The organism is Embleya australiensis, assembly GCF_051903075.1.
In the GTDB taxonomy this organism is placed as follows: domain Bacteria; phylum Actinomycetota; class Actinomycetes; order Streptomycetales; family Streptomycetaceae; genus Embleya.
The window spans coordinates 5,118,697-5,139,688 of the sequence record NZ_CP182422.1 but is presented as its reverse complement, the minus strand read 5'-3'; the positions used below and the strand labels follow the sequence as shown (position 1 = coordinate 5,139,688).

Annotated in this window: 14 protein-coding genes and 1 pseudogene; 5 read left to right on the top strand and 10 right to left on the bottom strand. The window is 71.1% G+C overall.

What is annotated here, in order from left to right:
- Positions 1-673: 673 nt before the first annotated feature.
- From ACMXN5_RS22360 to ACMXN5_RS22340, 5 genes and pseudogenes are all read left to right on the top strand, one after another.
- Complete coding sequence (locus tag ACMXN5_RS22360; protein WP_439676688.1) at positions 674-4,540, top strand: nitrate- and nitrite sensing domain-containing protein; 3,867 nt, start codon at positions 674-676, stop codon at positions 4,538-4,540.
- Positions 4,537-4,965, top strand: a complete 429-nt coding sequence (locus ACMXN5_RS22355; RefSeq protein ID WP_020553297.1) for a roadblock/LC7 domain-containing protein — start codon at positions 4,537-4,539, stop codon at positions 4,963-4,965. Before ACMXN5_RS22360 ends, ACMXN5_RS22355 begins: the two co-directional genes overlap by 4 nt.
- A 38-nt stretch (positions 4,966-5,003) precedes the next feature.
- A pseudogene (locus ACMXN5_RS22350) lies at positions 5,004-5,336 on the top strand (DUF742 domain-containing protein); the annotation flags it as partial.
- Positions 5,317-5,907 carry a GTP-binding protein gene (locus tag ACMXN5_RS22345; protein ID WP_078975288.1) on the top strand — a complete coding sequence of 197 codons (591 nt, stop codon included), beginning with the start codon at positions 5,317-5,319 and terminating at the stop codon, positions 5,905-5,907. The pseudogene ACMXN5_RS22350 and the gene ACMXN5_RS22345, both read left to right, overlap by 20 nt.
- 289 nt (positions 5,908-6,196) lie before the next feature.
- On the top strand, positions 6,197-6,688 hold the full coding sequence (locus ACMXN5_RS22340) for a hypothetical protein (protein WP_439676687.1): 492 nt from the start codon (positions 6,197-6,199) through the stop codon (positions 6,686-6,688).
- 19 nt (positions 6,689-6,707) lie between these two features.
- Here ACMXN5_RS22340 and cimA read toward each other — a convergent pair whose 3' ends face one another.
- The 10 genes from cimA to ACMXN5_RS22290 all read right to left on the bottom strand — a co-directional run bounded on the left by cimA (position 6,708) and on the right by ACMXN5_RS22290 (position 20,991).
- Positions 6,708-8,336: a citramalate synthase gene (gene cimA, locus ACMXN5_RS22335; protein WP_439676686.1), complete on the bottom strand. Its 1,629-nt coding sequence runs from the start codon at positions 8,334-8,336 to the stop codon at positions 6,708-6,710.
- A gap of 600 nt (positions 8,337-8,936) precedes the next feature.
- Positions 8,937-10,064 carry a branched-chain amino acid aminotransferase gene (locus ACMXN5_RS22330; RefSeq protein WP_439676685.1) on the bottom strand — a complete coding sequence of 376 codons (1,128 nt, stop codon included), beginning with the start codon at positions 10,062-10,064 and terminating at the stop codon, positions 8,937-8,939.
- A gap of 244 nt (positions 10,065-10,308) precedes the next feature.
- Complete coding sequence (locus ACMXN5_RS22325; RefSeq protein WP_439676684.1) at positions 10,309-11,352, bottom strand: 3-isopropylmalate dehydrogenase; 1,044 nt, start codon at positions 11,350-11,352, stop codon at positions 10,309-10,311.
- Between the two features lie 495 nt (positions 11,353-11,847).
- Positions 11,848-13,437 (bottom strand): phosphoglycerate dehydrogenase, encoded by a 1,590-nt coding sequence (gene serA, locus ACMXN5_RS22320; protein ID WP_379995192.1) that lies wholly within the window; start codon positions 13,435-13,437, stop codon positions 11,848-11,850.
- A 206-nt stretch (positions 13,438-13,643) separates the two neighbouring features.
- Entirely contained in the window at positions 13,644-14,036 is a 393-nt protein-coding gene (locus ACMXN5_RS22315; protein WP_078979204.1) for a hypothetical protein, read from the bottom strand.
- 80 nt (positions 14,037-14,116) lie between these two features.
- Positions 14,117-14,941 carry a hypothetical protein gene (locus ACMXN5_RS22310; protein WP_439676683.1) on the bottom strand — a complete coding sequence of 275 codons (825 nt, stop codon included), beginning with the start codon at positions 14,939-14,941 and terminating at the stop codon, positions 14,117-14,119.
- Positions 14,942-14,972: 31 nt separating this feature from the next.
- Entirely contained in the window at positions 14,973-15,803 is an 831-nt protein-coding gene (locus ACMXN5_RS22305; RefSeq protein ID WP_078975295.1) for a hypothetical protein, read from the bottom strand.
- 55 nt (positions 15,804-15,858) lie between these two features.
- Positions 15,859-17,574 carry a protein phosphatase 2C domain-containing protein gene (locus ACMXN5_RS22300; RefSeq protein WP_439676682.1) on the bottom strand — a complete coding sequence of 572 codons (1,716 nt, stop codon included), beginning with the start codon at positions 17,572-17,574 and terminating at the stop codon, positions 15,859-15,861.
- Positions 17,575-17,835: 261 nt separating this feature from the next.
- A complete protein-coding gene (locus tag ACMXN5_RS22295) occupies positions 17,836-18,351 on the bottom strand; it encodes a SigE family RNA polymerase sigma factor (RefSeq protein WP_395787992.1) in 516 nt (171 codons plus the stop codon).
- A 483-nt stretch (positions 18,352-18,834) separates the two neighbouring features.
- Positions 18,835-20,991: a hypothetical protein gene (locus tag ACMXN5_RS22290; protein WP_439676681.1), complete on the bottom strand. Its 2,157-nt coding sequence runs from the start codon at positions 20,989-20,991 to the stop codon at positions 18,835-18,837.
- Between the last annotated feature and the right edge of the window lies 1 nt (position 20,992).

Genomic DNA, 20,992 nt, shown 5'->3' with positions numbered 1-20,992 from the left:
GGGTGCGATGGTGTGCACCCTGTTGCGGTCTTGCCCGCCAAGATTACCCGTGGTTACGTCAGGGGTGGTCACGGGTCACCCACGGCTGCTGCTCACCGACCGCACATCACGGTTTACACCAGGTGTTCGAGCCGGCACATCAATATGTGATTTTCACCTCCCCGGAACCTCGACAAACGTATGGCATTTTGCCCCTGATCGTCCGTTAATACCGGTTGATTGCCGCCCGAAACGGCTTAACCGCCGAGATCGGGTTGAATCACGGTTTGTCCGGACCCCGCTATCTTGTTGCGGCTCCGTGGCTGTGCTGAAATGCCTGCGACCACGGGGGTGGTTCCCAACAAGCGGAGTTCCTTCACCTTGTCGCGCGAGCGCGACGGAGGTGCCCTGGGAAGAACGCGAATCCAGGGATTTACGCGCACACGAGCCTCGCCTTACCGGCGGGTCTAACGACTGGTCACAAGAGGTTGCGACGCTAGTGCAGGGACGTCGGAAGAAGCAGCACGACTCCGCAGGGGCCCCGGCCACGGCCGGCCCCGCCACGCCGGAGGTGCGAGCCCCGCAGCAAGCCAGCGGACCCCAGGATGCCAATGAGACCCCCGACTCCGTCGGGGACTCCATAGCCGGCGCCGGGGCGGCCCGGCCTGCCGGGACGGCACCGTCCCGGCTCAAGTTGCTGTTCTCGATCGGGAACTGGCGCATCCGTACCCGGATCACCGCGCTGCTCCTGCTACCGGTCGTGGTCGCCGCGTTGCTCGGCGGCCTGCGTATCCAGTCGTCGATCGACAAGACGCAAGAGATGGACACGGTGCAAAAGGCATCGGCCATCATCGACCAGGCGTCGACGCTGGCCGCGTGGCTGGAGCAGGAACGCGACCTGCTCGCGCAGGCGAGCGTGGCTCCGCCGGCGGATCTGACGGGCGAGGTGAACAAGGCCAAGAAGACCACCGACGACCAGGTCACCGTCTACAACGCGACCGCCGCGAAGCTGAACACCGACTCGATGCCGGTGCTCGGTGCCACGCTCAAGGACATCGGCCACTCGCTGACGGAGTTGAACCGCACCCGTCAGGACGCCTTCAAGACCAGCACCCGCAGCACCATCGACGCCTACAACAAGATGATCCTGCAGCTGCTGCAGATCAACCAGGAGGCGCCCGAGGTCACCCGTGACGCCGACCTGATCCAGGGCGCCCGCGCGCTGGGTTCGTTCGGCGAGGCGAAGGCGTACGCGTCCTCGCAGCGGGCCGCGGTCGTCGCGTACGCGCTCAAGCCGAACGACCTCCCGCTGGAGGCGGGCGAGACGCTCGCGCGACTGAACGAGGGCGAGCAGAACGCGATCCGCGCGTTCATCAGCGTCGCCCCCGCCGACTGGAGCGCGCTGTACAAGTCGGGCGTCAGCCGGGACAAGATCACCCTGGTCGAAGAGGCCTTCCAGCAGTTCAAGGGCATGGTCGGCGCCGCGGTGTCCGCTCCCAAGCCCGGCGGCAACGCCAAGCTGGACAACATCGGCGAGTTCAACCAGCAGACCTGGTGGACGTTGTCGACGGACAAGATCGGCGCGCTCGGTCAGGTCGAGGCCCGGCTGGGCAAGGAGCTGACCGCCACCGCGAAGGACCTGCGCGACCAGGCCCGTACCGACGCCCTGGTCAACACGATCCTCGTCGTCGGCGCGCTGTTGATCACCATCCTGCTCGGTGTGATCGTGGCCCGTTCGCTGGTGCGTTCGCTCAACACGCTGCGTCGGTCCGCGCTGGAGGTCGCCGAGGAGCGGCTGCCCGAGACGGTGCGCCGACTCTCCGAGTCGGACCCCGGCGACGTGGACCTGGCCATCGAGCCGATCGGCGTGTTGTCCCGGGACGAGATCGGCCAGGTGGCGCGCGCGTTCGACGCGGTGCACGCCGAGGCCGTACGACTCGCCGCCGAACAGGCCCTGCTGCGTGGCAACGTCAACTCGATGTTCGTCAACCTCTCGCGCCGCAGCCAGAGCCTGATCCAGCGTCAGCTCGCGCTCATCTCCGACCTGGAGAACCGCGAGGCGGACCCGGACCAGCTGGCCAACCTGTTCAAGCTCGACCACCTCGCCACCCGCATGCGCCGCAACGGTGAGAACCTCCTGGTGCTCGCGGGCGAGGAGCCGGGCCGGCGCTGGACCCGACCGGTTCCGCTGGTCGACGTGCTGCGCGCCGCGGCCTCCGAGGTGGAGCAGTACGAGCGGGTCGAGTTGGGCGCGCTGCCCACCACCGACATCGCCGGCCGCGCGGTCAACGACCTCGTGCACCTGCTCGCCGAGTTGCTGGAGAACTCCACCACGTTCTCCAGCCCGCACACCAAGGTCCGCGTCACCGGCCACATCCTTCCCGACGGCCGGGCGCTGATCGAGATCCACGACAACGGCATCGGGCTCACCGGCGACGACCTCGCCGACGCCAACCAGCGACTGGCCCGTCCGCCGGTGGTGGACGTGTCCATCTCGCGTCGCATGGGTCTGTTCGTGGTCGGCCGACTGGCCACCCGGCACGGCATCCGCGTCCAGCTCCGGCCGGGCGAGGGTGGCGGTACCACCGCGCTGGTCATGCTCCCGATCGAGCTCATCCAGGGCGACCGCCCCGGCGGCGGCGACGGGTGGAGCAAGGGCGGCGACAAGACCGCGGCCGCGGTGTCCGGCTGGAGCGAGGAACTGCCCTCGGCCACGCCCGCCGCGCCGGCCCTGCCCGGTCCCCGGGTGGGCAGCCGGGCCCAGGAGCGCAACCGGCGGCGCGAACTGCCTCAGCGCAGCGCCGAGACACCGGTGCAGCCGGTCAACCAGCCGCCCCAGCCGACGCCGGCCGCGGACAACCGGCCCGCCCAGGCGCCGGTGCAGCAGGAGCCGTCCTACGGCAGCACCCAGTCCTTCGAGGCACCCTCCTTCCAGGACGCCTCGACCGGGCAGGACACTCCGTACCCGGGCACGGTGAACCCGTTCGCGAGCGAGCCGGGCGTGCACAGCACCGGTGCGCACCGCGCGCCGAGTTCGCCGCCGCCGGCCACGCCCGGTCGCGACAACCCGTTCGCCCCGGTCGGATCGCCGGCCCAGGACACGGGCGCCTTCCCGGCCGCACCGCCGGCGCCGATGTTCGGCACCGCCGAGGAGCACCTCGGAGCCGAGGCACAGCAGACGCAGTTCGGCACGGACACCGGGTCCTTCCCGGCCGCGCCGCAGTTCGGTGACGGCACCGTACGCGGGGGTGACACCTCGCAGTTCGCGTCGCCGTTCGGATACGCGGACGAGCCGCGTCCCGAGGCCGACATCGACCCGCTCGACCCGCTCGGATACGAGCGGTCCGGGCAGTTCGGCGGCCCGGGTGCGGAGCTCGCACCGCGCCGGGACGAGCCGCAGCGCCCGACCTGGGGCACCGAGTACGACGAACTCACCCCGGTGGCGCCGCTGCCGCCGATCGAGCCCGTCGCGCCGCCGGCCGAGGTGCCGTCCGGCTACGACGCGCCGCGCCGGGAGGAGTTGACCCGTCGCGACGAACTGCCGCAGCGGGCGCCCGAGTCCGGGGACGAACTCGGGACGGACACCGGCGACGCGCTGCCCGTGCTGCGCGGTCCGGCGCAGACGCGTCCCCTGCCGGTGCGGTCGGAGCAGGACGAGCACACCCGGGCCGAACAGGTGCGCGGCCCGCAGGGCGATGTGCGTCCGGCGGTCTCGCCGTTCGAGCCGGCCGGTCCGGGTCGCTCGGAAACCGGTCCGTTCGCGCCCGTCGGTGCGCAGGAAATCGCCGAACAGGTGCCTGCTCCGTCCGAGTTGGACATGAGTGCGCCCCCGAGCACCGGGGACGACGGTAGGCTTCCCATCTTCGACACACTCGAGTCGGACTGGTTCCACCGCCAGGGCAACCGCGGCGGTCGGATGCGTGCCGCGCAGGTCCGTTCCACGCCGCGAGGCGGGGAGCGAGCCGTACCGGCAGGCGAGCAGGCGCTCCCGGATCCGGGTCCGTTGGGCGATCTCGATCGTCGGGTGCCGATGGCGACCAATCCGCCGCAGGCACCGGCCGAGCCGGCACCGGCGTTCGGCGGTGGGCGTCAGCAGCCCGCCACCGACATGTTCGGGACGCCGACGGAGCCGGACGAGGTCGTCGAGCAGTCCGCCGCGGTCTCCCCCGCCGCCGGCCCGCAGGGGCCGCAGTCGGGTTGGTACTCCGCGGGTGACGACGGTTGGCGCGCGGCCGAGGCCGCTCGTGAGCCGTCCTCGGGTGGCACCACCGGAGCGGGCCTGCCCCGACGTGTGCCCCGCGCCAACCTGGTGCCGGGCGGCGTCGAGCAGTCCGGCGGGGCTCAGGCCCCGGGTCACACGGGTGCGGGCTCTGCCGCGGCCGGGTCCCGTCGGGAGCCGGGTCGACCGACCGCGCCGAGCGGGCCGGGCCTGTCCCGGTCGCCCGACGAGGTCCGTGGACGGCTGACCAACTTCCGCCGGGGCATCCAGCAGGGTCGCACCGCCGGGGCCGGGGGATCCGCCCCTCGACCTCGTGACGAGAACAACCAGGAGCAGGCATGACTGAGAAGTCGTTGAGCCAGGCCGCGCAGAACCTGAACTGGCTGATCACGAACTTCGTGGACAACACCCCCGGGGTGTCGCACACGGTCGTGGTCTCCGCGGACGGCCTGCTGCTCGCCCTGTCCGAGGGCTTCCCTCGCGACCGGGCCGACCAGCTCGCCGCCGTCGCATCGGGTTTGACCAGCCTGACCCAGGGTGCGTCCCGTATCTTCGAGGGCGGGCACGTCACCCAGACGGTCGTGGAAATGGAACGGGGTTTCCTCTTTATCATGTCGATTTCGGACGGCTCCTCGTTGGCCGTGCTGGCGTCGCCGGAGTGCGACATCGGCCTGATCGGCTACGAGATGGCCCTGCTCGTCGATCGCGCGGGCGCCGTGCTCACGCCGGCGTTGCGCGCCGAACTCCAAGGTGCACTGCCGCGATGACACCTTCGGATATGTCCGATCACGGGGACCAGGAGTTTCACGAGACCCTGGTCCGCCCATATGCCATGACCGGTGGTCGTACCCGGCCTCGCTACCAGCTCGCGCTGGAGGCCTTGGTCACCACGACTCCTCAGGTGGCCAATCCACCCGGCCTGTTGCCCGAGCACCAGCGCATCTGCGCGCTGTGTCGGGAGGTCAAGTCGGTAGCCGAGATCTCGGCTCTGCTCACCATCCCGCTCGGTGTCGCCCGCGTCCTCGTCGCGGATCTCGCCGAAGCCGGCCTGGTGGTCATCCACCAGCCCGGGAACGACCAGGGGCAGCCGGACGTCACGCTGCTCGAAAGGGTGCTCAGTGGACTTCGCAAGCTCTAGCCCGGGCCCGGTCCCCGCCAGGTCCTCCACCACGTCGGCGAAGATCGTCGTCGCCGGCGGATTCGGCGTGGGCAAGACCACGCTCGTCGGTGCCGTCTCGGAGATCGCTCCGCTGCGTACCGAAGCGGTCATGACGTCCGCCAGCGCCGGGGTCGACGACCTGTCGGCGACGCCGGACAAGCAGACCACCACGGTCGCGATGGACTTCGGTCGCATCACGCTGGACGAGGATCTGATCCTGTACCTGTTCGGTACTCCGGGTCAGCACCGATTCTGGTTCATGTGGGACGACCTGGTCCGCGGCGCGATCGGCGCCGTGGTTCTGGTGGACACCCGCCGACTCGCCGACTGTTTCCCCGCGATCGACTACTTCGAGAACAGCGGTCTGCCGTTCATCGTCGCGTTGAACTGCTTCGACGGATTGCAGACCCACCACGCGGAGGATGTCCGCGAGGCATTGCAAATAGGGCCCGACACCCCGATCGTGAGCTGTGACGCACGGCGCCGCGAATCGGCCAAGTCGACCCTGATCACGCTGGTCGAGCATGCTCTGATGGCTCGCCTGCGCTGACCTTCGGTACACGTTCCACCTGTTTTTTTCGTATTTTGCACCAGCACACCTCAGGCGAATCCCATTGCGGGGTTCGCCTGAGGTGTTGTCGCCGTGCGAACGGCCCGGGGAGGATTCCCGAGGGTTGTACGGGGAATTCGACAAACGTGTGACAGGACGCGGCGACATGCCCGGCCGAGTCTCCGCCTCGGCCCACACATTGCTAGGGTCCTTCCATAGCCATCTGTTGCCCAATTGATATCAGAACGTTTTGAGGCGCAGGCCCAACAACGAACCGAGGTGGGGTTCGGTGGACGACAACAGCAGGCGCGCGGCACAAGCGGCCCGCCTTCCGATGGTCGACGGAACGACCGAATCGGGGCTGCCGCGAAGGCCCCCGCAGGCGAACCTGCTGCCGGGCGCGGCGGCCGAGGAGTTCGGCCTCGATCGGGAGCTGTCGCTCTCCCGGGAGCCGGAAGAGGTCCGGGGGCGCCTGGAACGTTTCGCCGTCGGACGCGAGTTGGCACGTCTCGAGGAGAGCGAACCGCTGCTGCCGCCGAACCCGATGACCGCGGCGAGTCCGCTGGCCTCCTCCCCCGTGCGTCCGCCCGCGCCGCCGGCTCCGCCTCAGCCCCGGACGGTGACGCCGGCAACTCCCGTGCCGCCGCCCACCGCTCCGCCCGCCCCACCCGCTCCGTCCGTGCTGCCGGCCCCGCCGCCGGGATCCCTGTCGCCGCTGCCGGCGGGTTGGGACGAACCGTGGGGCGACGGGTGGCGTTCGTTCCGCCCCGGCCGCCCCTGACGGTTCGTCACATCGGCCGCTACGCGCCGTCCGGACCCTCGGTGTGCCGTACACCGGGGGTCAGGCCCGCCTTGAGCAGTCCGTAGGTGTAGGCGTCCTCCAGGGCCTGCCAGGACGCCGCGATCACGTTCTCCGCGACACCGACGGTGCTCCACTCCTGCTTGCCGTCGGTGGTCTCCACCAGCACGCGCGTGATCGCGTCGGTACCGTGGCGGCCCTCCAGCAACCGGACCTTGTAGTCCATCAGTTCGAATGTCGCGAGCTGCGGGTAGATGCGCTCCAGGGCCAGCCGCAGCGCGCGGTCGAGCGCGTTGACCGGGCCGTTGCCCTCGCCGGTCGCCACGATCCGCTCGCCCTTGGCGTACAGCTTCACCGTCGCCTCGTTGACCGGGACCCCGTCGCCCCGCTGTTCGCTGATCGCGCGCCACGACTCCAGGGTGAAGAACCGTGCTCGGCCCAGGCTTTCGTCCCGCAGCAGCAGTTCGAACGACGCGTCGGCGGCCTCGTAGGTGTAACCCGCCGCCTCGCGCTCCTTGACCTGGTTGACCACCCGGCCGACCAGGTCCTTGTCGTCGGAGAGGTCGTAGCCCAGTTCGCGGCCCTTGAGTTCGATCGAGGCCCGGCCGGCCATGTCCGAGATCAGCATGCGCATGTCGTTGCCGACCCGGGCCGGGTCGATGTGCTGGTAGAGGTCGGGGTCGACCTTGATCGCGGACGCGTGCAGGCCGGCCTTGTGCGCGAACGCGGACACGCCCACGTAGGGCAGGTGGGTGGACGGGGCGAGGTTGACCACCTCGGCGATCGCGTGCGAGATCCGGGTCATCTCGCGCAGCTTGCCCTCGGGCAGAACGCGCATGCCCCGCTTGAGTTCGAGGTTGCCGACCACCTGGAACAGGTTGGCGTTGCCGACGCGTTCGCCGTAGCCGTTGGCGGTGCACTGGACGTGCGTGGCGCCGCCCTCGACGGCCGCGAGGGTGTTGGCCACCGCGCAGCCCGTGTCGTCCTGCGCGTGGATGCCGAGCCGGGCCCCGGTGGCGGCGTGCACCTCGGTAACGATCTCGCGGACCCCGGTGGGCAACATGCCGCCGTTGGTGTCGCACAGCACGACCACCTCGGCGCCCGCGTCGTGCGCGGCGGCGACCACGCTCAGCGCGTAACCCGGGTTGGCCCGGTAGCCGTCGAAGAAGTGCTCGCAGTCGACGAACACCCGGCGGCCCTGTGCGCACAGGTGCGCGACGGTGTCCCGGACCATCTCCAGGTTCTCGTCGAGCGTGGTGCGCAACGCGAGCGAGACGTGTTTGTCGTGCGACTTGGCCACCAGGCACACGACCGGCGCGTCGGAGTCCAGCAGGGCCTGCACCTGGGGGTCCGCGGCAGCGGTGGTACCGGCCTTGCGGGTCGAGCCGAAGGCGACCAGGACGGCGTTGACCAACTGCAGTTCGTCCTTGGCCCGGCGGAAGAACTCGGTATCGCGCGGCACCGCGCCGGGCCAGCCGCCCTCGATGAAGCCGACGCCGAAGTCGTCCAGATGGCGGGCCACGGTGAGCTTGTCGGACACCGTGAGGTTGATGCCCTCGCGTTGTGAACCGTCCCGGAGCGTGGTGTCGAAGACGTGGAAGGCGCTCGGGTCGGTCGTCGTGGGGTGCATGGGTTCTCCCATCGGTCAGAAATGGCGGGCCCGCGCGCGGGTGCTTGCCACATGGGTGGTGCGGCAAACAAAAAGACCCCTCGCGGTCGCGAGAGGTCTGCGTGCGGGCGGTGGGCGGTTCGCTCACCCCTTGTGGGGGGATCGGCCCGTTGCCGGCACGCTGCGGCTAATAATGAGCCACTGCTGCATGGTTCATGATTTTGGCACACTCGGCGGCGCGTGGTCGGGCGGTCTCACCATGTGGTCGGTGCGGATTTTTTGTTCGCCCACCCGCTCCACCCGTTACGTCAGGTGGACGAGCTGCGGAATACCGCGAGGCGCGGGCGCGCGGGTCCCGAAGGCCGCTGCGGATCCGGCCGCTCCCCGGCGCGTCAGCGCCCACGATGTGATCGTCGACCGGTGATCGACGAGCGTGCGAGGAGAGCGGCCGGAGGCCGCCGCGGCGTAGCCGCACCGCGCGAAGCGCGGCTTTCCGGAGCGGCCGGAGGCCGCCGCGGCGTAGCCGCACCGCGCGAAGCGCGGCTTTCCGGAGCGGCCGGAGGCGGCCGCGGCGTAGCCGCACCGCGCGAAGCGCGGCCTTCCGGAGCGGCCGGAGGCCGCCTAGATGTTATGGGTCCAGCCGTGCACGTCGTCCGCGCGGCCGGTTTGGATGTCGACCAGAGCCTTGCGGAGTTCCATGGTGATCGGGCCCGCCTCGCCTGTGCCGACGGTCCAGCTCGCGGTGGTGGACTTGACCGAGCCGACCGGGGTGATCACCGCGGCGGTGCCGCAGGCGAAGACCTCGGTGAGGGTGCCGTCCGCGTTGCCCTCGCGCCAGTCGTCGACCGAGATCTGCGCCTCCTCGGCCGCGTAGCCGCGGTCGGCGGCCAGCCGCAGCAGCGAGTCGCGGGTGATGCCGGGCAGCAGCGAGCCGGTCAGGCGCGGGGTGACGATCCGCGCGTCCTTGCCCTCCCCGTACACGAAGTACAGGTTCATCCCGCCCATCTCCTCGATCCAGCGACGCTCCACCGCGTCCAGCCAGACCACCTGGTCACAGCCCTGCTCGATGGCCTGGGCCTGGGCGACCAGGGACGCCGCGTAGTTGCCGGCGCACTTGGCCGCGCCGGTGCCGCCGGGCACCGCGCGCACGTACTCCTGGGAGAGCCAGACCGAGACCGGCTTGACGCCGCCCGCGAAGTACGGGCCTGCGGGCGAGGCGATCACCACGAACAGGAACTCGTTCGAGGGGCGCACCCCGAGTCCGACCTCGGTGGCGAACATGAAGGGCCGGATGTACAGGCTCTCCTCGGCCGCGCCGGGCACCCAGGCGATGTCCTGGCGGATCAGCGCGTCCACCGCGGCCACGAACAGGTCCTGGGGCAGTTCCGGCATGGCCAGGCGGCGCGCGGAGTGCTGGAAGCGCTCGGCGTTGGCGTAGGGCCGGAAGGTGGCCACACTGCCGTCGGGCCGGCGGTAGGCCTTGAGCCCTTCGAAGATGGACTGCGCGTAGTGCAGCGTCATGTTCGCGGGGTCGATGTCCAGGGACGCGTAGGGGGTGAGCTGCGCGTCGTACCAGCCGCGTCCGGCGCTCCACTTGATCGTCACCATGTGCTCGGTGAACACGCGGCCGAAGCCCGGGTTCTCCAGACGCGTGGCGCGTTCGGCGTCGCTCAGCGGATGCGAGGTGGGCTTGAGGTCGATCGACAGGGGTGCCTGGAGGGAGGGCTCCTGCGGGGCGGCAGTCGTCATGGCTGGTTCTCGTCCTTCACCGTGGAGTATGGCGGGGCCGGGGCTGCGGATACCCGGCTTCCCGCACATGGACGTACTGGAAGTGTCCCGGGAACCGCACCCGCGTTCCACCCGGTGAGACGTTAACGCAGTCGACCGGGATCCCGACAGGCGCGGCCCCCGTCCCGCCGAACGACCGATTCGCCGGTCCGGCAGGGGGCACGCGTCGACGGTCCCGGTCGACGGACGTGGTGGTGCCGGCGAATCAGCCGGCTACTCGGGCGGCGAGCGCGTCGCCGATCTGCGACGTGGTGCGCGCGCCGAGGGTCGCCCGCTCGGCGAGGTCGGCGTACACGGCGGCCTCGACCCGGCGGGCCTCCTCGGTCCGGCCGAGGTGTTCGAGCAGCATGGCCACCGACAACACCGCGGCGGTGGGGTCGGCCTTGCCCTGGCCGGCGATGTCCGGCGCGGAGCCGTGCACCGGCTCGAACATGGACGGGAACTCGCCCGACGGGTTGATGTTCCCGCTGGCCGCGAGGCCGATGCCGCCCGCGATGGCGGCGGCGAGGTCGGTGATGATGTCGCCGAAGAGGTTGTCGGTGACGATCACGTCGAAGCGCTCGGGCTGGGTGACCATGAAGATGGTCGCCGCGTCCACGTGCAGGTAGTCGGTGGTGACGTCGGGGAAGTCGGCGGCCACGGCCTGGAAGATCCGCGTCCACAGGTGTCCGGCGTGGACCAGCACATTGTTCTTGTGCACCAGGGTCAGCTTCTTGCGCGGCCGGGCCTGGGCGCGGGCGAACGCGTCGCGCACGACCCGCTCGATGCCGAACGCGGTGTTGACGCTGACCTCGGTGGCCACCTCGTGCTCGGTGCCGGTGCGCAGCGAGCCGCCGTTGCCGGTGTACGGGCCCTCGGTGCCCTCGCGGACCACCACGAAGTCGATCTTCGCGTCGGATCCGAGGGGTGAGACGACGCCCGGTGCCAGGCGGGCCGGGCGCAGGTTGACGTGGTGGTCGAAGGCGAAGCGGAGCTTGAGCAGCAGGCCCCGCTCCAGGACCCCCGAGGGCACGCTCGGGTCGCCGATGGCGCCGAGCAGGATCGCGTCCCGGTCGCGCAACTCGGCGAGCACGCTGTCGGGCAGCGTCTCTCCCGTGCGGTGGTACAGGCGGGCACCGAGGTCGTACTCGGTGGTCTCCACCTTGACGTCGGCGGGGAGTACGGCGCCGAGGACCTTCAGACCCTCCGCGACCACTTCCTGGCCGATGCCGTCACCGGGAACCACTGCGAGACGAATGCTGCGAGACATGCGGGGACCCTACCTTTCGTCCCAGGGACCGACATGCGGCGTCCGGATGATGGGACGCTCAGCGCTCCTCGTCGGCCGGGCCTCCGTTGTCGCGCCGGTCGAGGGCGCGCTGGAGCGCTCGGGCGGCGTTGCGGCGCGTGGTTTCGTCCATGACTGCACTTCCTTCACAAGGCTGGCGACTACACGGTGTGCGACGGACACGTGCGAGGGCCTTGTGGGCGTGCCGAAATTTCCTGCCGTACGGGGATTTCCGGAAACGGAAGGAGCCGTCTTCCTTAACGGTAGGCGACGAACGACATCGATGTCTGCAATTTACTCGGAGTTCCTACTATCTGAGACCGACAACCCCCCACCCGGCGTAGCGGCACGGCGTCGGCGGGCCGAGGCGCGTCGACAACGAGGAAGGGCCCGGGCACCCCCTCGGGGTATCCGGGCCCTTCCTCATCGTGTCGGCCGTGTCGCTCGACCGGTTTCGTCCGGTCGACCGGACGAAACTCAGTCCTCCAGGTTCACCGAGCGCACGAACGCGGCGCCGATCTCCTCGGCGATGGCGTTCAGGATCTGCGGCTCGACCGTGGTGTCGACGGTCAGTGCGACCAGCGCCTCGCCGCCCTTGGCCGCGCGGGCGACCTGCATGCCGGCGATGTTGACGCCCGCCTCGCCGAGGTGGCGGCCGATCACGCCGACCACGCCGGGCTTGTCGGCGTAGCGCAGGAAGACCATGTGCGCGGTGAGCACCAGGTCGACGTCGAAGCCGTGCACCTCGACGATCTTCTCGATGTTCTTGGGGCCCGCGAGGGTGCCGGAGACCGAGATCTCCTCGCCGTCGGCGAGCGTGCCGCGCACGGTGACCAGGTTGCGGTGGTCGGGGCTCTCCGAGCCGGTGGTCAGCCGGATCTCCACGCCGCGCTCCTGGGCGAGCAGCGGGGCGTTGACGTAGGAGACCGATTCCTCCACCACGTCGGCGAACACGCCCTTGAGCGCCGCCAGCTCCAGCACCTTCACGTCGTGCTGGGTGATCTCGCCGCGCACCTCGACGTCGAGGCGGACCGCGACTCCGCCGGCCAGGGCGGTGAAGATCCGGCCCAGCTTCTCGGCGAGCGGCAGGCCCGGGCGCACGTCCTCGGCGATCACGCCGCCCTGCACGTTGACCGCGTCCGGCACCAGTTCGCCGGCGAGCGCCAGCCGAACCGACTTGGCCACCGCGACGCCGGCCTTCTCCTGCGCCTCGTCGGTGCTCGCGCCCAGGTGCGGCGTGGCCACCACGTTGTCGAACTCGAACAGCGGGCTGTCCGTGCACGGCTCCTTGGCGAACACGTCGAGCCCGGCGCCGGCGACCCGGCCCTCCTTGAGCGCGGACGCCAGCGCGACCTCGTCGACGATCCCGCCGCGCGCGGCGTTGACGATCCGCACCGTCGGCTTGACCCGGCGCAGCGCGTCCTCGCCGATCAGGCCCAGCGTCTCCGGGGTCTTCGGCAGGTGCACGGTGATGAAGTCGGACTGCTCCAGGACCTCGTCCAGGGTGAGCAGTCGCACGCCCATCTGCGCGGCGCGGGCGGGCTGCACGTAGGGGTCGTAGGCCACGATGTTCATCCCGAACGCGGACATGCGCTGCGCGACCAGGACGCCGATCCGGCCCAGGCCGACCACGCCGAGGGTCTTCTCGGACAACTCGACGCCGGTGTACTTGCTGCGCTTCCACTCGCCGTTCTTGAGCGCGGCGCTGCCCTGCGGGATGTTGCGCGCGACCGAGATGATCAGGCCGCAGGCCAGTTCGGCGGCGGTGACGATGTTCGAGGTCGGCGCGTTGACGACCATCACGCCGGCCTTGGTGGCGGCGGGGACGTCGACGTTGTCCAGGCCCACACCGGCGCGCGCGACGACCTTGAGCCGCCGGGCCGCGGCGATCGCCTCGGCGTCCACCTTGGTGGCGCTGCGGATCAGGATGGCGTCGACGTCGGCGATCGCGGACAGCAGCTCACCGCGGTCGGCACCGTCGCAGTGGCGGATCTCGAAGTCGGGTCCGAGGGCGTCGACGGTGGCCGGCGACAGTTCCTCGGCGATCAGAACGACGGGCTTGCTCACGGTTTTCCTTCGCCTGCTGCGATGACGGATGGTCGCGCGCGAAGCCGCACGACGGGTGGCCTGACGCGTGGCCGATCCTACCGCCGCCTTGTGAAGGACTTCACAGATGTCCGATGTGTGGACGCAGGCGCGCGAGGCACGGATTCTGACGAGCAGTCAGGTCGAGGTGCGATCGGCGGGCCGCTCCGGGCGACCCGGGGCGGTGCTCAGTCGGCCGCCAGGAACCAGCCGATGGTGACCCGGCGCTGCCCGTTGAGGTCGAGGATGACCACCTCGCCGGAGCCGGGCCGGGGCAGCGGCGCGGTGCCGCCGTAGGGCAGCAGGCGCGCTTCGCCGTCGTCGACCTGTACCTCGGCCACCGGCGCGTCCTGCGAGCCGCGCCGCCAGGTGACCCACCAGATGCCGTCGTCGCCGCACTGGAATTCGAGATGCACCCTGGACACGAACAGCCAGTCGGCCGGTGTCACGAGGTGGCAGCGGGTCGCGTCGCGACCGACCGCCAACGTCGCCCCCGGCCGGCTGGGCGCGCTTGCCATCAGCATGGCAACCGTCGCCGCGTCGTCCGCCCCCGACGTCGACGCCATGTTGAGATCGAGCACCGGTTCCTCCCCCACGCTCCTGGTCGTCAGATCCTCGGTCCGTCCCCCGTGCCGTCCCACCCCTCGGGCCGGCCCGCCGTTCAGTCGATCGAACCGCCGCGCCGGGCGCACGGGCACGGTTCGCCACCCACAATGCCGCAGACGACCGCGGTCTGCGCGATCAGGTCCCACCCGCCGTGGACGTGCGGCGTGGTGTCCAGGTAGTCGGGTCCCAGCAGATGGTTCAGTTCGGGGCAAAGCTCAGAACTGTAGAAATCCCTGCGCAATTCGGTCTTGCAGCGCTCGACCGTGGCCTTGGCCATGTACAACATCTCGCACAACTCGTCGGTGGTGCGCGGGCGCTTGGTGGCCCGGCCGTGGATCCAGTCGCACGACATCGCCGCCAGCACCTCCAGACGCACCCCCTGCAGCTTGGCGCGCAACTGGTCCGGGCCCACGTCGATCGTGTCCTGGACGCCGCCGAACGCGATACCGCCCGAGTCCGACGGCCGGATCGGCTGCATCGCGCGCCATGCGAGCACCACGCTGCGTCGGCGGGCCAGATCGCTGACCAGGATGCTGCCGCTGGTCCGCGCCGGCAGCGGCAGGATCGCGCCGTACGGCATGTCCTGCGAGGTCTCGCCGCGCTTGATCCGCACGATCGCCACCGGTGTGTCCCGCGTCCCGCGGGGCCATTCCACCGTCCAGCCGCGGTCCTCGCTGTACTCGAACACGAGGTGCTTGCGGGAGACGAACAGCCAGTCGTGCGGGGTCAGCAGCGGTCGGCACGTGCTGGGATCGCGGCCCACGAACACCCGCGTGCCCGCCACGCCGGGCGTGCGCACGCTCTTGGGGCTCGGCAGCGGATCACGTTCCGCCTCGCGGCCGTCCCGCAACGCCGTGAACGACATGTTCAGTTCGAGCATTTTCCCCTCGCCCCCTCCCGGGTCCCACCGCTCACCTGGTACCCGCGTGCGGGGCGTCGGCACCACACGGACACGGACCGCGTCCCGTTATTCCGTGGGTGACCGCCGTCTGCGCTATCAGGTCCCAGCCGCCGTGCACGTGCCGCACGGTGTCGAGGTAGTTCGGACCGAGCAGGGAGTTCAACTCCGGGCACAGGCCGGAGCTGTAGAACTCGCGACGCAACTTGGTCTTGTACCGCTCGACCGTGGCGGCGGACAGGTGCAGCAGGTCGCACAGTTCCTTGGTCGACTTGGCGCGTTTGACCGGACGGCCGTGCACCCAGTCGCAGGACAGCGCGGCCAGCACCTCCATCTCCGTCTCGGAGAGGCGGTTCTGCAGCACGAACGGCGCGACGTCCTGGGTCTCGGGCACGCCGACGTCCGGCTCGGTCGGCTCCTCGCCGGGGCGTTGCGGCAGGGACACCCGCCACTCCACCAGGACCCGGCGTCGCCGGGCGAGGTCGGTGACCACCACCCGGCCCGGGCGCAGCGAACCCAGCGGCAGCGTCGCACCGTAGGGCACCGGTTCGGACACGCCCTCGCGGTCGATCTGGACCAGCGCCACCGGGCGCGGATGCGAACCCTGGAGCCATTCCACGCTCCAGCCGCGTTCCAGGGAGTAGACGAACTCCAGGTGCACGCGCGATACGAAACGCCAGTCCTTCGGCGTGACCAGGCCACAGCGCGACGGGTCCCGGCCGATCGCGATCTTCTTGCCGGGCTCGCTTTGCACCTTCACCGTGCGCGGCCGGGCCAGGTCCGACTCCTGCTGGTCGGCGTCGTCCGACGTCGCCACGGTGAGGATCAGTTCGAGCATCGCCATCCGTCCGGTCTCGTGCCCCGCCCTGGGGCATCGCCCATCTTCGCCCGGTGAACCGTCACCAGGCCGTTCCGCCGTCCGACCGTAGGGCCCCGGGGGTACCCGACGCATCCTCCGATTGTTCCCTGGGGTCGGCGCCGGAGCGATGACCTTCCGGAACGGGCAGTGCGTCGCATTCGACCACGACCGCCGTGGCGTCGTCGTCACCGCTCTCGACGGCCGTCCTGGTCAAGGTCGTTGCGGCGTGGAAGGGGTCGCCGTGCACCAGGTCGGCGACCGTTTCGTCGGGCAGGTGGCCGACGCCGTCCGTGGCGAGGACCACACGGTCCCCGGGGTGCAGTTCGATGCGTTGCAGTTCGGGTTCGGGCGCTTGGGAGCCGCCGAGGGGGGTGGAGGTGAGCAGCCAGGGGCGGCCGAACTCGGCGGCGTTGCCCTGTTCGGTGAGCCGGAACGCCCGGCCGCCGCGGACCAGCCAGCACACGCTGTCACCGCAGCCGGCCAGGTGCAGCCGGCCGTGTTGCAGGACGGCGGCCACCACGGTGGTGCGCATGCCCTCGTACTGCGCGACCCCGTGCCGGCGCACCGCCAGGTCGGCCACCGCGATCGCCGCGCCGAGCCGGTCGCTCCAGCCCGCGGACAGGTCGGCGGCGGCGAGTTCGGACACCAGGGTGCGGACCGCGACGTCGGCCGCGTACCAACCGGCGGGGTGGCCGCCGAGGCCGTCGGCGACGATGAACACCTCGCCCGTCGCGGCGTAGCGGTCGTCGTTGTCCCGGGCGCTCAGCTCCGGGCCCAGGCCGCGCCGTTCACGGCGGGCGGCCCGGCGGCGGCCGGGGTGCGAGGAGGTGGACCAGGCGGACGCCTGCACGCCGAGCGGCGGGCCGCTGCGGGCGCGGATCTCCTCCTCGGTCGCCTCGGCGCGGCGCAGGCTGTCGCTGCGCGAGGTGGTGGGCACGTCGAGTTCGTCGGGCTCCTCGACGGCCTCCGCGGCGGGCACGGCGACGGGCAGCAGTTCGGTCTGCGAGTCGGGTGCCGGGGCCGCCTCGGGGGCGTGGGGCGCTTCGGGTACGCGCGCCGCGTCGGGCGCGTAGGGCGTCTGCGGCACCCGGGCCGCCTCGGGCGTGTGCGGCGGCTCCGGCACGCGCGGCGGCTCCGTGGGCATCGGCGGCACCGAGGGCGGGGGCGGCACCGCGTGCGCGGCGGGGACCGTGGTGTCGGTGGAGCCGGCGGCGGCGATCGTGGGCGGCGGAGGCACCGCCGCGGCCCGGGACCGCGCGCCCACCGCGGGCGGGGTCACCGTGTGCGGCACCGGGTCGGGCGCGGGCTCGGCGTCCTCCCCGTCGGCCCCGAAGGTCTCGGCCGGTCGGGGTGCCCGGTCCCACGGGGACGCCGCTCGCGCCGCGCCGTCGGGCGCGCCGGCCCCGGTCGGCGCGTGGTCGGGATCCGGCCGCTGCGCCGGGTCGGCGTCGTGGTCGAATTCCGGCCGGTCCGCCGGCGGCGCCGGATCATCCGTGCCGTCCGCGAAGGTGTCGTCGAACCCCCGTGGCGCCCGTGCCTCGACGGCCGGTTCGGCCGCGGGCTCCGGTGCGGCCGGCGGCTCGACCGGCGCCCGGGTCGGCGCGTCCTCGAAGTCGAGGTAGAGGTCGCCGAAGATGTCGTCGTCGACCACGGCCGGCCGCTCCGCGCGCAACTCGTCCTGCCGTAGCGTCCGTTCCGGGAAGCCACCGCGGGCCGGCACGGTCGTCTCCCGACCCGAGTCCCCTCTGCCCCTCATGTGTCTCACGCTCCACGATGTCGGACCGGAACGGCAAGTCCGGTGCGGCGATAGCACTGCCTCGTTCAAGCATGCTGCCTTGAATGCGCCGGTGGCATGTGAACCGGAGGCCAATTCCTTCGGGTTTCCCGGATCCGCCGGCTTCGACGCATCCGGATCGCGCGGGCGACGGTCCCCCGCGCGCGCCCCGGCGCGGCGCCCGGCCGGCGCGCATCGACACCCGACGCGCACACGGGTTCGACGCGGGGTTCGCACACGGGTTCAGGAACGCCCGGTCCGGACCGCTTCCGAGCCGTCCGCGAGCAGCCCCGCGAGCGCGGCCCGCCCGCGCGAGAGGCGGGCCTTGATGGTCCCCTCCGGCGCCCCCTCGTGCGCGGCGATCTCGGCCACCGACAGGCCGCCCATGTGGTGCATCACCACCGCGCGCCGCTGCGCCTCGGGGATCTGCCGCAACGCGGTGACCAGCGCGACCGATTCGGGGCCCGGCGCGGGCAGGTCGCGCTCCGGGCCGTGTCGGATCCAGCTCTTGAGCGCGGTCCGGGTGCGCCGCCAGCGGCTGACCGCGATGCGCTGGCCGACCAGCCGGATCCAGGCGACCGGGTTCTCGTACGAGCTGATCCGGTCCCAGTCCTTCCAGGCCCGGATGTAGGCCTCCTGCGCGGCCTCCTGGGCCTCGCCGAGGTCCCCGGTCAGCGCGTACAGGTGGGCGACCAGGGCGCCGTGGCTCTCCGCGTAGAACACGTCGAAATCGGGGCGATCGCCCTTGTCCCGTCCCATTGTGTTCCCCCGCGTCCCGTCGCGGCGTGTTTCGTCCTGCCGTGACCCGGTACTTTATCCGGCCCCGGGCGTGCATCCGATCCCGGTTCGGGTCGCCGAATCCCCGGCCCGGGTTTCTCTCCCCCACCCACGCACGCGAAGCGGTGATCGGTTCCGTGTACCGACCAACCGAGTGCCGGCGAGGCATGCCAGCGCCACCGTCAGACCGGCGCCGAACAGCACTCGGCGCAGGTGCCTGCGCCGGGCGCACAGCGCTCGGATCGGGGGGCGTCCGGCGCCCGGAGCGGCGGCGAGGAGGCGACCCACATCACGTTCGAGCGCGCCGAACACACCGGCGATCGCCTCCTCCTCGGTCATGGTCGCGCATCCCCCGTCACTCACCCTGCCGGGCCGTGTGACACGTCCGGTACGGTGCACACGCGCGCCGGCGCGCGGGGGTTGCGCCCGGGCGCGCGGTCGGGTGTCCGGGCGGGCGGATCGCCCTCACGGCCGGCCCATCGCCTCCCTGGCCCGGTCCTTGCCGACGGTGAAGTTGACGTTCGAGGTGGTGTCGTAGCCGGGCAGTTCGTGGTCCCGACCGTGTGTGTGCGCCCAGTCGGCGGCGATCTGCTGCATGTAGCCGCGCCCCCACGCGTGTTGGTCGGCGATCTCGCGGTCGGTCTGTGCCGAGGTGTCCACCTGGCTGTTCTGCGCGGCGTAGTCGGCGGTCAGCGTGACCACCCGGGACAGCGGCTCGGCGACCATCGTCGGCAGCGGGCTCATCTTGACCGCGCCGGCGACCACGTTGGCGGCGCCCTTGCCGGTCCAGGTGGTCTGGTCGTTGTACTCCTTGTCGCTGACCACCTGCTGGTGCCGCATCGCCTCGGTGCGCACCTCGTCCAGCATGCCGACCACCTGGGCCGAGTCGGCCAGATGCTGGTCGGCGGAGATACCGGCGGGCGGATTGCCGGTCGAGATGCGTTCCAGGCCGACCGCGATGAAGGCGTGTTCGGCGTCGGCGATCTGCCGGAACGCTTTGGGGTCCTCGGCGAGTACCGCCATCGTGCGCATCAGGTCGTGGTCGGGGGTGCCGCCGAGGAAGGCGGCCCGGGCCTCCCCCGAGTTCGGGAACAGCGGGTCCGGACCCGAGGATCCGCCCGCGCGGTCGTTGCGCAACTCGTTGTGGATGTCGGGCATGTACGAGGCCACCGCGTTGGTGACGCTGTCCCGGTAGTCGGCGAAGTGCCCGCCGGGGCCCTCCTGTCCGACGGTGTGCATCGCGTCGGCGAAGATCCGCGCCCCCGCCTCGGTGTGCGCGCCGCCCGTGGTCGCGCCCGCCGGATGCCCGGTGGCGGCGGCCTCGAACGCCTGGCCGAACAGGTCGGCCGGCGAGCCGGGCCCGGTCTCGTTGCCCCAGTCCCGCTGCTTCATCAGGTAGTGCAGGTTGTCGCCCGACTTCGGGTCGAAGACCTGCTCGGCCGCGCTCGGGTCGCGCCCGAGCGCGTGCATCAGACCGGACAGCTGATCGAGGTCGTGGCCGTCGGGTCCCATCGCCGCCGCCAGTACCGGGAAACGGTCGGACGTCAGCGGGATGGGCTCGTGCGGGTGGTAGCCGTCCCGGTCGAAGGCGACCATGTCCTTGCCCACGTCGGCGAGGAACCGCGTGTCCCAGTCCCCCCGGTGCAGCCAGTTGCCGATCAGCTGATACCCGGCGAGGTGGTGCTTGGGGATGTCCTGGAGTTCGTAGGACTTGCGACCGGCCGCCTTCAGCCCGTCGATCCAGGTCTGCGTCACGTGCGGCTGACCGTTGGACTGCGTGGCGGTGACCAGGTTGGCGCCCAGCGAGTCCTGGATCGCGCGCAGCTTGTCGATGGTGGATTCGGGGATGTTGACGCCGGTCCCGTTTCGGCCCTTGTTGACCACGTCGGTTTCGAGCTGCAACAGCCCGTCCGGACCCAGGGTGTTCAGCAGGTTGGTGGCGAAGATCGACGACTTCTCGTTGCCGTGCAGGAGGTTGCGCAACTCCTCGACCTCCTCCGGCGTCAGCGAGTCGACCCGCTTGGCCAACTCCGCGGCACGGATCGAGTCGGGCAGTTCGCCGCCGCCGATCGCGTTCGCGTTGAACGAGGTGCCGCTGGTGCCGATGTCGCCCTTGAGCGCCGAGGCGGCCCGCGCGTCGGCGTCGGTCGCGTCGTCGAGCGCGCTCTCGAACTTGTGCCGGAACTCCTCCGCCAGTCCCCGCATCCTGTTCGTGTGCGCCTCGATGTCCTGCGGATCCGGCTGGTGTCCCTGCGCCTTGAGCGGTCCCCACGTGAGCGAACCGTCGTTCGCCACCGTCAACTCGTGTGCCTGGGCGTCGGCGATCGCGTCGGTCAGCCGCTTCTTCGCCCCGCCGATGTCGTCCGCCGCGTCGCGCAGGATCGCGCAGATCGCCCGGAGTTCGGTCTTGCCGCCCTCGAACACCTCGTCCAGGCCCCGGTATCGGGCCAGCGTGGCCTTGGCGGAAGGGCCGTCCCACTCACCGGTGACCGTCAACGCCCTTGCGTCGACCCGGATCAGCTGCTGATTGTGGTCCAGCCAGGACGCGAAGTCGTAGAACTCCTGGGCCGATTCGCGCAGCGCCTCGATCCGCAGGTCGCGCAGCTGGGCAAAGCCGACCACG

What these genes read in the sequence shown, in the direction of transcription:
- ACMXN5_RS22325 (WP_439676684.1), bottom strand. Translation starts at nt 11,352, where the DNA reads ATGTCTCGCAGCATTCGTCTCGCAGTGGTTCCCGGTGACGGCATCGGC.
- cimA (WP_439676686.1), bottom strand. Translation starts at nt 8,336, where the DNA reads ATGCACCCCACGACGACCGACCCGAGCGCCTTCCACGTCTTCGACACC.
- ACMXN5_RS22310 (WP_439676683.1), bottom strand. Translation starts at nt 14,941, where the DNA reads ATGCTCGAACTGAACATGTCGTTCACGGCGTTGCGGGACGGCCGCGAG.
- ACMXN5_RS22295 (WP_395787992.1), bottom strand. Translation starts at nt 18,351, where the DNA reads ATGGGACGGGACAAGGGCGATCGCCCCGATTTCGACGTGTTCTACGCG.
- ACMXN5_RS22355 (WP_020553297.1), top strand. Translation starts at nt 4,537, where the DNA reads ATGACTGAGAAGTCGTTGAGCCAGGCCGCGCAGAACCTGAACTGGCTG.
- ACMXN5_RS22330 (WP_439676685.1), bottom strand. Translation starts at nt 10,064, where the DNA reads ATGACGACTGCCGCCCCGCAGGAGCCCTCCCTCCAGGCACCCCTGTCG.
- ACMXN5_RS22300 (WP_439676682.1), bottom strand. Translation starts at nt 17,574, where the DNA reads ATGAGGGGCAGAGGGGACTCGGGTCGGGAGACGACCGTGCCGGCCCGC.
- ACMXN5_RS22305 (WP_078975295.1), bottom strand. Translation starts at nt 15,803, where the DNA reads ATGGCGATGCTCGAACTGATCCTCACCGTGGCGACGTCGGACGACGCC.